Here is a 14,874-nt window from a genome sequence, read left to right as displayed (position 1 = left end):
TCAAAGGCCCTATTTTAACTCAGGCAGCTCTGCCTGGGTACGTTGCGCCTGATCGAGCGGCTGCGCTGCCGACGGCGCCTGAATGTTCAGGTTCCTGAGCAGCTCACCGGTACGGGCGTTGATGCGATAGGTGGTAAACATGTCGACAAACTGCAGCTCAACGTAGCGGCGCTGGGCGCTGAATACTTCGTTTTCGCTATCGAGCATATCAAGCAGGGTACGGTCACCCAGGCTGAACTGCTCCTGATAGGCGCTACGCACCTGTACGCTGCGATCGGCGTACTCTTTGGCGATCGGCACCTGCTGGTGGGCGTTTCTCAGCGCGTTCCAGGCCAGACGCAGATCTTCGTTCAACTGACGCAGGGCATTATTTTTCACATCCTCCGCCTCTTTCATTTTGTAGGCGTAAGAGGTGAGCGTTGCCTGATCGCTGCCGCCGTTATAGAGGTTGTAGCGCATGCGCAGCATCGCCTGCCACTCCTGGCTGTGCCCGCGGGTGCCATCGATGTTGTTATCCATGGTACGACCGACTTCAACATTCACGTCCGGGTAAAAACGCGATTTTGCCGCCTCGTACTGCTGATGGGTCGCTTCCACATCGGCATCGGCCTGTTTCAGCAGCGGGTTGTTTTCCAGCATCACGGTACGCGCGGCGTCCAGCGAGGCGGGAATGGCGATTTTAGCGGGCATCACCAGGGTGTCAGGCTCTTTGCCAGTGACGCTCTGGTAGTTAGCGCGTGAGTCTTCGAGGTTGGTTTGCTCGGTCAGGAGATTGTTGCGCGCCTGTGCCAGACGGGCCTGAGCCTGCTCAAAGTCTGCCTGACGGCCCACGCCCTGCTCGGTACGCAGGCGGATCTGATCGAACACCCGCTCGTGATTCTTGAGGTTATCTTCTGCCAGGGCCACCATCTTCTGGCGCATCAGCACGTCGAGATAGCTCTGGATCGCCTGCAGGGCGGTGGATTCGCTGGTGTTCAGCACCGTCCAGGCCCGGGAGTTGACCGTCGCTTTCTGGCGGCCCACTTCGCTGGTGGTGGCAAAACCATTGAAGACGTTCTGGCGCAGGTTGATAGCGGACTCGCTGCGGTGCAGATCGCGGAGATGATCGCCTCCTGCACGGGTGCTGGCGTTATCGGTTTGCTCCCAACCGGTGCCAGCAGTGAGATCCAGGGTCGGCAGATAGCCACCTTTGGCGGCGCGAAGATCCTGATCGGCGGAATATCGGCTGTTTACCGACGCGTTAACTTCCGGGTGCCACAGCAGGCTGTCTTTTACGGCCTGCTCCAGGGTAGTGGCCTGGCTCTGCGTGGCGCTCAACACCAGCGCCGCACCCATCACAATCTGACTATAGTGTTTCATCTTGTTGTTTTTCCTTCACATCCCTTGAGTGTGGATCATTATCCACCTGAGAAAATCCCATCAGACCGAGGGATAAAATGCATCCTGCGGGTTTATGATCGGACGGGATCCTTCGTCTGACCTGAATTCAAATCATCGTTGTTGCCGCGCAGAGCCTGACGGCCCCTGCGCGGCAGCCGATCAGCTGTGATCTTCCGGTTTGGCGATCAGATTATCCAGCATCGCTTCGTTACCGGCATCGTAACCGTCCGTTCCGGCTATCTCGCCACCTTCAGCGGGAACATGTTCAATCTCCGCCGGGCCATCCGCCGTATCACTCTGCGGCCCGGCCTGAATCAGGGTGCTGAGATCGTTATGCTCTTCGTCATGAATGAGATCGCTGAAGTTCAGCTGCTCATCCTGATCCGGACCAGCGTTTTGCAGCGTAGTGAGGGTTTCACTCTGCGCATCACTCAGCAGCGCATCACTGGCATGATCGGCCGATGGCGCTGCGGTGGTATTGAGCATCAGATTATCGCCATCAATTAACGAAGCAGAGTGATCATCAGCATCCAGGCTGCTGGTATGCGACAGCTTATCGCTCGCCTCGCCGTCATGATCGGTATGGCTCTCCTCAACGCTGTGGCTGGCCATCAGAGGGTGATCGTCGTCGACAGCGTCATCGGCATGCTCTTCCCCGCCGTGACTTTCGCTGACGATGGTGCCGCCCTCTTTACCGTCAACGGTAAAGTCAGTTTCGTGCTGATCGGCGGCGGTGGAGTCCACTTTCATCGTGATCTCACCGAAATCGCTCTCACCGTCCGGAAGTTCAACGCTGACCTGGCCGGTAAAGTGCGAGGTGTCGTTATCGAAGGTCAGGTGGTAGACCTTGTTGTCCGCGTCGTAACTGACGCTGGCATAGTTGCCCGTAAAGGTCGCATTCTCAGGAATGCCCCCCAGAATGAGGCTGGTCAGGTGGTCGTTGCTGTCTGAGCTTTCGAGATTCACGTCGAGGTTCAGGGTGGCCGTGGTGGTGACGGTGGTATCGCCGCCGTGCGTTCCGGAAGGCCCATCACCGAAAACAACGCCCTCGATGCCGTTGGCATTCTGGAATGGCGAGTGTCCGTCTTTATCGGTGACATGAATATTATCCATGTCATTGTTCTGGTGGTTCTGCGGGTGGTCGACACCCGTTACGGTGTAATCGTCAGCATTGCCCTGGACAAAGATATAGTCCTTGCCCGCCTCGCCTTCCGAAACGCCCTGGTTGCCAGTAATGCCATTCAGCGGCTTGAATTCATAGCGATCGTTCGACCAGTCGCCCTGCTGGTAGTAGCCGCCGGTATGATCGCCCACCACGAAGATATCGGTATGACCCGCCGAGCTGCTATTCGCGTTGGCGTTACCCTGGCTGGTGTAGTAGTGGATCTGATCCGGGCTGTCTGCCTTCGGCACGAAGTCGCCCTGAATCTTGCCGTCCGGGCTATCCGGGGTCAGCCAGACATGCACGTTACTGCCAATCGCTACGATCACGCCGTTCTGGATATCGTACCCGTTCGGATCGCCGCTACCGCCGTTGATGTGGATGATTTTGTCATCTGACGTCTCGGTCGTCTTATCGCCAGGGGTAACGGTAACGGTCAGTTTGACGTCGGCGTCTGCATCGGCGTCGGCGTCGGCATCGGAATCTGCATCCGCATCAGCGTCTGCATCAGCATCCGCGTCGGCATCGGCATCGGCATCGGCATCGGAGTCTGCATCAGCATCTGCATCTGCGTCGGAATCCGCATCCGCATCCGCATCTGAGTCAGAATCCGCATCCGCATCTGAGTCAGAATCCGCATCAGAATCTGCATCAGCGTCGGCATCTGCATCCGCGTCAGAATCTGCATCCGCGTCGGCGTCAGCATCCGCATCTGCATCTGCATCAGCGTCAGAATCGGAGTCCGCGTCGGCGTCAGCATCCGCATCTGCATCTGCATCAGCGTCAGAATCGGAGTCCGCGTCGGCATCCGCATCCGCGTCAGAATCTGCATCAGCGTCGGCGTCAGCATCCGCATCCGCATCCGCATCGGCATCAGCGTCTGCATCAGCGTCTGCATCGGCATCCGCGTCAGCGTCCGCATCGGCATCCGCATCGGCATCCGCATCCGCGTCAGAATCTGCATCCGCGTCGGCGTCAGCATCCGCATCGGCATCGGCATCAGCGTCAGAATCGGAGTCCGCATCTGCATCTGCATCTGCATCTGCATCTGCATCTGCATCTGCATCTGCATCTGCATCTGCATCTGCATCAGCGTCGGCATCTGCATCGGCATCCGCATCGGCATCCGCATCAGCGTCTGCATCGGCATCGGCATCGGCATCCGCGTCAGCATCTGCATCGGCATCCGCGTCAGAATCTGCATCCGCGTCGGCGTCAGCATCCGCATCGGCATCAGCGTCAGAATCGGAGTCCGAATCAGCGTCAGCATCCGCATCGGCATCAGCGTCAGAATCGGAGTCCGCATCTGCATCTGCATCTGCATCTGCATCTGCATCTGCATCTGCATCTGCATCTGCATCTGCATCTGCATCAGCGTCCGCATCGGCATCAGAATCGGCGTCTGCATCCGCGTCAGAATCTGCATCCGCGTCGGCGTCAGCATCCGCATCGGCATCAGCGTCAGAATCGGCATCGGCGTCGGCATCCGCGTCAGCGTCCGCATCGGCATCAGAATCGGCGTCTGCATCGGCATCCGCATCCGCGTCAGAATCTGCATCCGCGTCGGCGTCAGCATCCGCATCGGCATCAGCGTCAGAATCGGAGTCCGCATCTGCATCCGCATCCGCATCCGCATCAGCATCTGTATCGGCATCAGCGTCGGCATCCGCGTCGGCATCAGCATCAGCATCAGCATCAGCATCAGCATCAGAATCGGCATCAGCATCAGCATCAGCATCAGCATCAGCATCAGCATCAGCATCAGCATCAGCATCAGCATCAGCATCAGCATCAGCATCAGCATCAGCATCAGCATCAGCATCCGAATCTGAGTCTGCATCCGCATCAGAATCTGAGTCCGCATCGGCATCGGCATCTGAGTCAGAATCGGCGTCAGCATCTGCATCCGCGTCAGCATCGGCGTCGGAGTCCGCATCAGCGTCAGCGTCAGCGTCAGCGTCAGCATCCGCATCGGCATCGGCATCGGCATCAGCATCAGCATCGGCGTCGGAGTCCGCATCCGCATCCGCATCCGCATCAGCATCAGCGTCAGAATCTGCATCGGCGTCGGCATCTGCATCTGTATCTGCGTCAGAATCGGAGTCCGCATCGGCGTCAGCGTCTGCATCGGCATCAGAATCGGAGTCCGCATCTGCATCAGCGTCAGAATCCGCATCGGCGTCAGCGTCGGCATCTGCATCTGCGTCGGCATCTGCATCTGAGTCAGAATCGGAGTCCGCATCAGCATCCGCATCAGCATCGGCGTCGGAGTCCGCATCGGCATCGGCATCTGCATCTGCATCCGCATCTGCATCCGCATCTGCGTCAGAATCTGCATCGGCATCGGCATCGGCATCGGCATCGGCATCGGCATCGGCATCGGCATCAGCATCAGCATCAGCATCAGCATCGGCGTCTGCATCCGCATCCGCATCCGCATCTGAATCATCACTATCGAGCAGCGTTAATTCTTCCGGGGGCTCATCATCGGGGAAATCAAGGCCGATCGTCGGGTAGCCCGCATCAGGGTCAACAATCTCAGCGGTTAAATCGAGCACGACGTGGGTATGCGACCCTCCGCCGCTGCCGCCTGGTTCACCGCCAGAATTAACGGGCTGAGGACCTGCGGCTGGCGCCTCCAGGGTTTGCGTCGGGTCCTGCCCGTCGGCAATGGCCTGCTGAATAGCAGCCACGTCCTGCTGCTGGGCCGCCGTGGTATCAGTAGTCAGATGTCCGGCGCTGTCCCAGTGGCTGTCACGGCCCAGCTCTACCTGTTTGCCGTCTGCCAGTGATATGGAAATCGCGCCAGTCGCCCCCGTCTGGATTTGTTCCCCGTCGAGGATCCTGTCGCCTTCCGTCAGCAACCTTGTGCTGCCGTCAGGACTGACTGCGAATACCTGCCCTATTACTGCTTTGACGATCCCGGATATGCCACTCATATATTCTTTCCCTCAATCCTTTACATGCCCAATTCATCCCTTACTCAGGCTTAAATGCTAAAAGAGAATTAAATCTGTATTAGTAATTTGCTGTGCAACACGAACAAGGATACGCCTCTCAGCAACAGATTTATTGATGCAGGCCCATATCAGGACCTATATTAATTGATGATGTGAATGAATTGGAATCAAAATGGCCTGCTTGATCAATACAGAGAGCCAAACCAATAGCCCACGGTTATTGTTATTAATCCGTCACGTAACGAAAGCGGCTAAATAAGCCCCTCGTCATCATCTGCGATTAACCCTTCCAGACCACTCAGCGAGCGGCGCGCCTGCGCGCGGCTGGTGAGTTTCGCCTGCGCAGCCGGTGGCAGATCGGTGATGGTAATGACGCCTTTGCTCATCAGCACCTCGATCAAATCCTCCAGCACACGCACCATCTCCAGGTCGCTCTGCCGCAGTTGATACAGCGTGGCTTCGCGGATCTCTCGCTGGCGCATCCACTCGTCAATCTCGGGGGTGCACAGATCATGTTGTTCCGTCATGGTGGTAAAAGGCGTCAGCTCCACCCGTATAATTCGTCTTTCCGTATCGCGTTCTACGTAATACATTTTCCGCCTCCATTCAGTTTGTGAGGTTAATTTCTACCCAGTGTACTGGCGTCAGCGAAATAGCGCCCCATCGCACCATGCAGGCCAATGTTTTCCAGAATCGCCAGTTCCCCAGCTGTTTCCACTCGTTCGGCAATAAGGGGAAGATTAATCTGGCGGGTTGCCCAGTAAATGGCCTCAATAAACAGTTTCTTATCATCTTCGCTGTCTATATTACGAATATAACTGCCATCGACTTTAATCCAGGCCAGACCCCACTGCGGTAAATTGCCAATAAGATGGAAGCGACCACCAAAATGCTGGATCCCCAGACGGCAACCCAACGCCTTCAGGCGACTGACCAGCACGTTTACGCGCTCGACGTCGGGAAGCTCGTTCTCATCCAGCTCCAGTGTCAGCCAGGCTGCCAGCTGCGGCGCGCTTTTCAGCGGTTGCAGGAGAGCATTCAGACTCTGGTCGTCAGCCACGCTGGCACCGCTGATACTCAGCGCCAGCGGGCGCGGCGATTTAGCCAGTTCCTGCAGGGTCTGCTGGAGCATCACGATATCCATGCGACGGCTGAGATCGAGACGGTGGATCCACGGCATAAAGCGCCCCGCCGGCACCAGCTCACCCTCCCGGGTTTTAATGCGGGCGAGGATCTTATGGTGCAGCACCACATGCGCGTTATTGCAGGCATACACCGGCTGCGAAAAGAGCTCGAAGGCGCCGTTGGTCAGCACCGCGTCCAGCCGGGTGTACCAGCTGTGATGGTCCTCTTCGCGCTCAGGGGCCGGGGCAGTATCGGGGCTGGCAAAGAAGCGCATCTCGGTTTCCGCTCTCGCCAGGGCCTGATCCGCCTGCGCCAGCACCGCCTGCGGGGAGTCGCCAACGTTAAAAGGCACCAGCGCGAAGTGGGCCACCGGCGAAAGGTCGCTCATGCCGGTCTCAGACAGCGCCTTCAACTGGGTGGTGAGGGTGTTGCTCAGGTTATCCAGATCCTGTCCCAGCATCAGCGGGGCGATGATAGCGAACTCCCCGCCGCGCACGCGGGCGACAAAGCCTTCGTGGTGAAAATAGTTGCGCTGCAGACCGGTAAGAATATCCGCTACCGCCACCAGCAATTGATCGGATTTCGCCCCGCCCAGCCGCTGATTGAGGCCCATCAGATCCTGGACCCGCAGCAGCAGGATGTGTCCGGCAGGGTTCTCTTCATCGCTCAGCCGCGACTGCAGCTGCATATCAAACGCCCGACGGTTGCTCAGCCCGGTCAGGCTGTCGTGATAGGCCTCCTGACGCAGGGATTCGGTGCGCCGGGCCTGATCGCTGAATAACACCTTAAGCTGGGTCACCATCATGTTGGTGGCCTCAACCACCCGGCGTAGCTCCGGGGTCTTCGGCAAGGCCGATACATTGAGAAACTCGCGGCGGGTGATCGCCATCGCCTGGTCAACAATATAGTTAAGCGGGCGCAGCATACGGCGTAACAGCAGGGTGGCGGCGAGCAGGAACAGCAGGCTACAGCCGGTCAGCCACAAAAAGCTGGCGACAATGCTGTTCCACAGGCGGGCCAGGGCGAACATCGGATGGCTGACCACCTCGACCCGGGCGGCCTGCGTCCAGCCGCGCATCACAATGGCATCGCCTTCGCCGGGGCTGAGGTGCACCAGCCGCACGAACCACTGCGGAACGCGGGTATTCTGAGGCACATCGCTGCGCTCGATGATCGGTTTGTTGGTCTTAATGTCGATCACCCGAATGCGATAGAAATAACCGCTGTCGAAGATGGAGTTCACCATCAGCTCGGTCATGGTTGGGTCGTCGATATGGGTGGTCAGCGACAGCCCCAGCGCCGTCGCCGCATCCTGCGCATGGGCGCTAAGCTGGTTGCGGTACTGCTCCCGGGAACTCTCCAGGGTCACCACGAAGTTGCCGCAGAAGATGACGAACGTAAATAAACAGATGCCGATCAGTAGCTGTTTATAAAGAGACATGGCCCTATCCTATTCATTAATTTCAAATCCTTCTGCACGCATGCGGGTGAGAAGATCCTGCCAGCGGGAGAGCCGTTTGCTGTCGCCCACGCGTTTGTTGCCGCCGGACTGCGGCAGCCAGAGCCCTTCGCCGTTAAACGCGTAGACCGGAAGCAGGTCCGTACGCTGTGTGGCCGGCAGGATGGCGGTTTTCAGATTATCCAGAACCAGCGGGATCGCCGTGGGGGTGGAATACCATGTCACCACCATGTGCGCCTGATTCAGTTCGAGTGCTTTTACATAGGTAATACGTAACTGGTTCGCGGGCACGCCCATTTCACGCAGGGTGAAATATTTCGCCAGCGCAAAGTCCTCGCAGTCCCCTGCCCCTTTACGCAAAAATTCAATCGGCGTTGCCCAATAATCCTGCTGTTTCCAGACGACGATATCATCCTTAAAAGCCATTCTGGCGTTAAAAAACTGATTCACCTGCTTTAACTTGTCCTGGATCCTGCCCTGCGACGGGGTGTTAAGCAAGGCCGCCCACTCAGCGATCCGCTGTCGGGCGGCGGGGGTGGCCGGGCCATACAGCCGCTCGGTGCGGGTGCTGATAGCGCTAAAATCCCAGCCGGCACCGAGCCCTGGCGAGATAACCAGCAATGCCACCAGCCAGAGCGACAACCAACGTCGACAACGCACTGATATGAGGGAGCGAAGAGGTCGCATAGAGGCGGCTTACTGCTCGTCTGACCGGGCGCGCCAGCGTTGGCGATACGCGACATAGCCAGAGAGGTAGTGCTCGACGTCGTCGATCCGCACCCGATAGCTGTGGTGACGAATAAAAAAGCTGCCGACGATCCGCGGCGGATTTTTAAAGAACATCGCCAGTTCCGGCCAGAAAAAGCCATTCGCCAGATAGCGGGCACGGGTCTCCAGCGCCTGGTTGAATACCGCCATGTCGAAGCCAGCCAGCAGGTGCTTATGCGGCGAGGTCTCAAGCCGGGCGATCATCTTTGATGCCGCCATCATCAGCTCCAGCAGCGTGGGATAGGTGGTAACCCGGTTCTGGACAAAGTCGAGATGATCGCGCACGTTATCCAGCCCAAACTGGTAGTAACGCTCCAGCGGCCGGTAGAGCGTCAGCTCGTTTACGCAATAGCTGAGCCAGTGATCGTGGGCCTGCCAGTGCTTCTGTTCGATAAAGTAATCCATCGCCCGCTCGACCATCTCCAGCCAGCGCGGTGCCTTCGTCAGCCCGTAAAGACGCATCAGCGCGAAGGCCGCTTCGCCGTCGTAATAGATAATGCGGTGCGCCGCTTTAAGGGACAGATCCCCGGCATTAAGTACATGCACAAACCCGCCGGTCTGCGGATCCTGCATAAAGCCGATCCCGTTCGCCAGCCGCGCCATCTGCGCCAGGTAGCGGTTATCCCCGGTCAGCTCGCTGTATTTCGCCATCGCCAGGATGCACACCGCGTTGCCGCCAAGCTTGATCTCATCCCCGGTATCCACCAGGAAATCGGCCTCGCTGCCATCCGGCAGGGTATAGGTGCGAATGAAGCTGGTGCAGAGGTCGTTTAGCGCCCGCTCGATGGCCGCGAACTGCTCTGGCTCGCGCGTGACTTCCCAGCCTTCAAGCAGGGCATAGGTTGAGCTGGCGTGACGCAGGGCGTTATAGGTCGGAATGGCGCGATCGAAGCAGGGAAACCAGCCGTAGTGGTAGCGCCCGGTAGCAGTGATCTGGCGCGCCAGATAGTCGGTGGCCGAGGCGATCATCGGCTCCAGGGCCGTCCCCTGCCAGTCGGGGAGCTGGCGATAGCCGCTGTTACGCCCGGTCGATTCGATGGGCAGCAACTGCTCGCCGTCGCAAAACAGCCCCCGGGTGGTGAAGCGCCAGAGCGTCTGGTCAGGCTGTTCGGGCCAGTTCAGCACCGCCCCGAAGCGACGGCGGGAGAAATGGGCCAGGTTGTTGGCATTCGGCGTGGCGACGCCGTGGTCACCGTGATAGAGCAGCGCGTTAGCGGCAATTTCCTGCTCCAGTATGGCGTAGCGAAACGCCGGATCGAGGCTCAGGCCATAGCGAAAATAGTTACGCTTGGTTTTGTCGAGTCGGGCTTCCAGCGAGTCCCAGCGCAATGCCTCCACCTTATCGACAAGGTCAACCCGCAGCCAACAGACGTCAGTGCCGCTCTGCTGTTGCCACGCCTGTAGCGCCTGCGCCCCCTGCTGCCAGGCTTGTTCAAAGGTATCGCCGCAACCCTGCACAATGTGGGCACGGCGTTGACTGTCGGAGGCACTAAAAAAGATCGCCCAGCTGGGGCAAATCGACGGTTTAGGCGCAACGTCCAGCAGTTCCATCGCCGGGCGGGTTTGCGCAAGTAAGTCGCTGAGCGGCATGTTAACTCCTGAAAACGCCAGAGGCACCCTGTCAGAAAAATCCTAACCGATGATACCATTATGTGTGACAAGTTGTGTATTCTGTATGTCTGTTGTTTCCCCGGGGCGGTGTTGTGAGTCGATGGTGTGTGTCAGGATTTCTGCTGCTGATAAGCGTTTTCGCTTACGCTGAGACGCCCCTGCAGTGGAACCAACCGCCCAGCCGACAACACTGTCCAACCAGCAACGACGCCGCCTGGGTACAGTACCCGAGCGGCGAAGCCTGCATGCGCTATTTCAGCGCGGGCACGCTGCGTGACGCCCCCCTGGCACTGGTGGTACTGAAAGGTGACCGGGTCGGGCTGATTAAGCGATCGCCCGACGCCATTCCTGGCAATACCGCCAACGCTCAGCGCCGTCAGGCCCGGGCCATGCTGCGCCAGACCGGATTGCCGACGATTATCATCGCCCGCCCCGGCACCTACGGCTCCAGCGGCAACCACTACCGCCGCCGCCAGGCAGAAGAGTTTCAGGCGATCGCGGCAACCCTCGACGCCATCAAAGCCCGATACGGTATTCAGCGTTTTATCCTCAGCGGACACAGCGGCGGGGCCACTGCCGCCTCGGCGCTGCTGGCTACCGGTCGGCGGGATATCGACTGCGCGGTGCTGACCTCCGGTGCCTGGGGGCTGCTGGAGCGGGCGCAGCGTATGCGCCAGCAGCGCAATGCGCCCCCCGCCCCCGCGCTGGACGGCACTGGATTGCCTCATCCCTGGGACCCGCTCGATCATATTAGCGGGATCGCCGCCGATCCCCTGCGGCTGATCCTGGTGATCGGCAACCCGCAGGATCGCAACACCCCGTTCGATCTGCAGGCACGCTTTGCCGCTGCGCTGCGCGAGCATGGCCACCGGGTAATGCTGCTCGAACGTCCCGCCGCTCCGCCGGCGTACCACGATCTGCAGGGTAATGCCGCGATCAACGCCATTCAGCTTTGTCCGCAGCGCGGGCATACCCCAAAACCGTAAGGACAGGACCATGAGCCAGACATCGCCCCGCCCACCCCGTGCTGACGCACCGGGATGGACAGCCGCCGACCTCGAAAAACTGTCCGGCGGCATCTGGCATCATCGTCCGGATGCGGACTGGCGTGCCGACGACATCGCCATCTTTCATGACAAGACACACGCCACCCGCCCCTGCCTGTTTATTGCCATGGATACCGACACCTGGCTCAAGGGCTCCGGCAATACCGGGATTTACGCGGGCTGGAACGATACCCATCTGTCACTTTCCCGTCACGCCTCCCGCTACTGTGGGGCGATCGTCCAGCGACGCCTTGAGGATCTGCCCCCCGACTTCCCCCAACTGGTGGTGGGCAACAGCTATCAGGCGCTGCAGAAGCTGGCGGAAGAGGCGCGGCGACGGCTGGACGGCAAAGTGGTGGCGATCACCGGTACGGTTGGGAAAACCACCACCAAAGCGATGCTGGATAGCATCCTTGCTCCCTGCATGTCGGTGGTGGCGAGCCGCGGCAACCACAACACCCGTACAGGGGCGTTGGTCACGCTGGCCCGTACCGCCTGCAACCCGCAGGCAGTAGTGATGGAGGTGGCGATCTCGGCCCTGTGGATGCGCAACGGCGGGATCGGCCCGCGCATCAAGCCGCATATCGTCATCATGACCGAAGTCGGCATCACCCAGGTGGGGAAAAACGTCACCTCTCTCGAGGATGTGGCGCGCTTTAAAGCCCGCATCAGTCAGGGTCTGATTCCGGGCGGCTACGCCATTTTAAACCGCGACATGGCCATGTATGACCGCGTTGCAGAGAGCGTCCTCCGGGACGGCGCCCGCATCATCAGCTACGGCTTCGACGCCGCCGCCGACGTACGCATCACGGCGTTTACCCCGGATGAGAACGGAAGCCACATCACCATTCTCTTTCGCAACCAGACCCTGCGTTACCGGCTGGCGGTGCCCGGTAAGGGCGGTGCGCTCAACTCGGTGGCGGCGCTGATTGCCGCCGATCTGCTGGACGTCAGCGTGGCGCAGAGTATCGCCAGCCTGGAGGCCTGGCGCGGCGATGGACAGCATATGGGCATCACCGCCCTGGCGCTGCCGGACGGCGGGGCTGTCACCCTGATTGACGACAGTTACAACGCCGAATACCTGTCGATGCTCAACGCCTTTGAGGTGGCGGCGCAGCATGCCCGGAACAGTGGTGGTCGGGTTATTGCCCTGCTGGGGCGGATCGTCAACCTCGGCGAGCAGGCCGGGGCGATCCACCGCGCGCTGGCAGATCCGCTGCTGGCGGCGGGCTGCCAGCAGGCATTTTTGCACGGGGAGGAGATGGCGGCCCTGCACGATGCCCTGCCGGACGACGTTCGCGGTGGTCACTTCGTTACCGCTGAGGCGCTGGTGGAGGCCGCAGCCCCGACGTTGCGCGACGGCGATCTCGTGCTGGTCAAAGGCAGCGCCCGCAATTCCGACTTTAAGCGGGTCGCGGGCCTGCTGAAAACCCGATTCGCCGCCCCGCCTGAGCTCGGGAAAGGGCAAACCGCGCGCCTGCTGATCAACCTCACCACCGGCGAACAGCGGGTATCGCAGCTGAGCGGCAGCACCTTTGCGCCGACGTATCTCAGCCAGCTGCTACTGACCTGCTGCATTGCGGATCGTCTGCTGGCAAAAAAAATCACACTCGACACCCCGGTAAAGGTGCGTGACATTGCCGCCGCCATCCTGGAGGGCAACCCAGCGCTCGGCCTGCCCCAGGGCAGCACGGCAACGGTAAAATCGCTGGTGCAGGGGATGCTGATCCATACCGCCTGCGATGCCGCTATCCACCTCGCGGAGTTGCTGGCGGGCAGCAGCGCAGAGGCGCTGAAACAACTCCGGGCGCTGAGCGCCACACTGGGCATGCGCCACACCCATCTTAATAACGTCTCCGGCCGCCCGCGCGCGGGACAGCGCACCACGCTGGCCGATATTGCCCGGCTGATGCGCCATTTCCACCAGCGCTACCCGCATCTGTTGCCGTGGCTGGGTGAGTATGAGGCGGCGATCGGCGAGCGGGTGTACCGTAAAACCGGCAACCTGCACAGTGACGGCAGCGCCTGGGGGCAGTTCTGTGCCGGGCGCTGGGGCGTTGCGCTGCAGTGGGTAGCGGGTGAGCTGTGGCTGGCCTGCGCCGCCGGCGCTAATGACGCCTTCCATCTCGACTATCTGCTGGATGAACAGCTGGCCCGGGCCGAGGGCAGACCGCCCGCCCCGGCGTCAGTCGCCCGGCAGATCGAAAAACCCGCCGCCACCCTCACCCTGCTGGGGGACACCTATTTTGGCGAGTGGTACACCCGCCGGCGCCAGGCGCGCGGGATGGATGACGCCCTCCAGCGCCACGGGTATGACCATAGCTTTGCGGCGATCGCCCCGCTGCTGCGCGGGAGTGACTTTACCCTCGCCAACTTCGAAGCGGCCCTGACTACCGACCTGAGCGCCAGCCTGGAGGGCCGCAAACCCTTCTGTCTGATCGGGGATCCAACCGCCTCGGTTGCCGCTCTGCGCAAACAGGGCATCGACGCAGTAGCGCTGGGTAACAATCACGCCATGGATGCCGGGTTGCCGGGTCTGCGCAGCACCCTGGCGGCGTTTCGCGATGGCGGGATCGCCTGCATCGGGGCCGGGCTCAATGCTCAGCAGGCGCATGCCCCGCTGGTGCTGACGGTGGGCGGCAGGCAGTACAAGATTTTCAGCGCCTACTGGTATCGCCGCTATATGGAGCAGGAGTGTGCCTTCTACGCCCGGCCGCGCCGCGCGGGCGTCGCCTGCCTGAGCGGTGGGCTCATCGAACAGCTGCGACAGGAGAAAGCCAGCCCCCGTCCGGCCACCACCATCGTGCTCGCCCACTGGGGGCTGGACTACCGCTGGACCACCGCCGGGCAGCGGGCGCAGGCGAAACGCCTGAGCGAGGCCGGGGCCGATCTCATCATTGGCTCCGGGCCGCATATGGCGGGTGATGCCGCCCGGCTGGGCGAGAGCCTGGTGGTCTACAGCATTGGCAACGCCGTGTTTAACAGCAACGGCGAATACCGGGAGCGCGGCATGCCCGCGTACGGGTTTATCGTCCGCCTGCTGCTCGGTCATTCGCTACCGCAGATCCAGCTCCTGCCAATTTTTACCGACAACAAACGGACCTTCTGGCAACCCCGCCCGGTTAACGAGGCGGAGTTTGCCGATCTGATCGCCCAGCTGAAATTGCAGGGAATGGCAATTGGCGAGCGCGGCGCGTCCTGGCGTGCCGTCAACGTGGACGGCGAATATATGCTGACAACGACCCTGGACAGCCGCTTCGGTCTCATGACTTCAGATGAGGGGCCCACCATGAATAATAAAAAATCATGAGGCGTGAATGTTGAGGGCGAATACATACTGACCATAACGCCGCTGTGATACAG

At 60.3% G+C, this 14,874-nt stretch carries 9 protein-coding genes and 1 pseudogene; 2 read left to right on the top strand and 8 right to left on the bottom strand.

Annotated features, from left to right (window positions below):
• Positions 1 to 9: 9 nt before the first annotated feature.
• The 8 genes and pseudogenes from M8318_RS15520 to M8318_RS15485 all read right to left on the bottom strand — a co-directional run bounded on the left by M8318_RS15520 (position 10) and on the right by M8318_RS15485 (position 10,444).
• The gene (locus tag M8318_RS15520) at positions 10 to 1,359 is read right to left on the bottom strand and encodes a TolC family outer membrane protein (RefSeq protein ID WP_262663440.1); all 1,350 of its coding nucleotides are present in this window, start codon (positions 1,357 to 1,359) and stop codon (positions 10 to 12) included.
• A gap of 180 nt (positions 1,360 to 1,539) precedes the next feature.
• Positions 1,540 to 2,871, bottom strand: a complete 1,332-nt coding sequence (locus M8318_RS15515) for a hypothetical protein (RefSeq protein ID WP_262663439.1) — start codon at positions 2,869 to 2,871, stop codon at positions 1,540 to 1,542.
• A gap of 107 nt (positions 2,872 to 2,978) precedes the next feature.
• Positions 2,979 to 4,994: a hypothetical protein gene (locus M8318_RS15510; RefSeq protein ID WP_262663438.1), complete on the bottom strand. Its 2,016-nt coding sequence runs from the start codon at positions 4,992 to 4,994 to the stop codon at positions 2,979 to 2,981.
• 112 nt (positions 4,995 to 5,106) lie between these two features.
• Positions 5,107 to 5,481: pseudogene (locus tag M8318_RS22755) on the bottom strand (retention module-containing protein); the annotation flags it as partial.
• A 272-nt stretch (positions 5,482 to 5,753) separates the two neighbouring features.
• Positions 5,754 to 6,095 (bottom strand): tryptophan synthase subunit beta, encoded by a 342-nt coding sequence (locus M8318_RS15500; protein WP_106994696.1) that lies wholly within the window; start codon positions 6,093 to 6,095, stop codon positions 5,754 to 5,756.
• A gap of 26 nt (positions 6,096 to 6,121) precedes the next feature.
• Positions 6,122 to 8,068: a cyclic di-GMP receptor LapD gene (lapD, locus tag M8318_RS15495; protein WP_262663436.1), complete on the bottom strand. Its 1,947-nt coding sequence runs from the start codon at positions 8,066 to 8,068 to the stop codon at positions 6,122 to 6,124.
• Between the two features lie 9 nt (positions 8,069 to 8,077).
• A complete protein-coding gene (lapG, locus tag M8318_RS15490) occupies positions 8,078 to 8,773 on the bottom strand; it encodes a cysteine protease LapG (protein ID WP_262663435.1) in 696 nt (231 codons plus the stop codon).
• Between the two features lie 9 nt (positions 8,774 to 8,782).
• The gene (locus M8318_RS15485; protein WP_262663434.1) at positions 8,783 to 10,444 is read right to left on the bottom strand and encodes a Mur ligase; all 1,662 of its coding nucleotides are present in this window, start codon (positions 10,442 to 10,444) and stop codon (positions 8,783 to 8,785) included.
• 128 nt (positions 10,445 to 10,572) lie between these two features.
• Here M8318_RS15485 and M8318_RS15480 point away from each other — a divergent pair, with 128 nt between their 5' ends.
• The gene (locus tag M8318_RS15480; protein ID WP_262663433.1) at positions 10,573 to 11,451 is read left to right on the top strand and encodes an alpha/beta hydrolase family protein; all 879 of its coding nucleotides are present in this window, start codon (positions 10,573 to 10,575) and stop codon (positions 11,449 to 11,451) included.
• 10 nt (positions 11,452 to 11,461) lie between these two features.
• A complete protein-coding gene (locus M8318_RS15475) occupies positions 11,462 to 14,821 on the top strand; it encodes a CapA family protein (RefSeq protein WP_262663432.1) in 3,360 nt (1,119 codons plus the stop codon).
• Positions 14,822 to 14,874: the final 53 nt, after the last annotated feature.

The organism is Leclercia tamurae, assembly GCF_025566055.1.
GTDB classification, from domain to species: Bacteria; Pseudomonadota; Gammaproteobacteria; order Enterobacterales; family Enterobacteriaceae; genus Enterobacter; species Enterobacter tamurae.
This window is presented reverse-complemented; position numbering and strand designations above follow the sequence as displayed.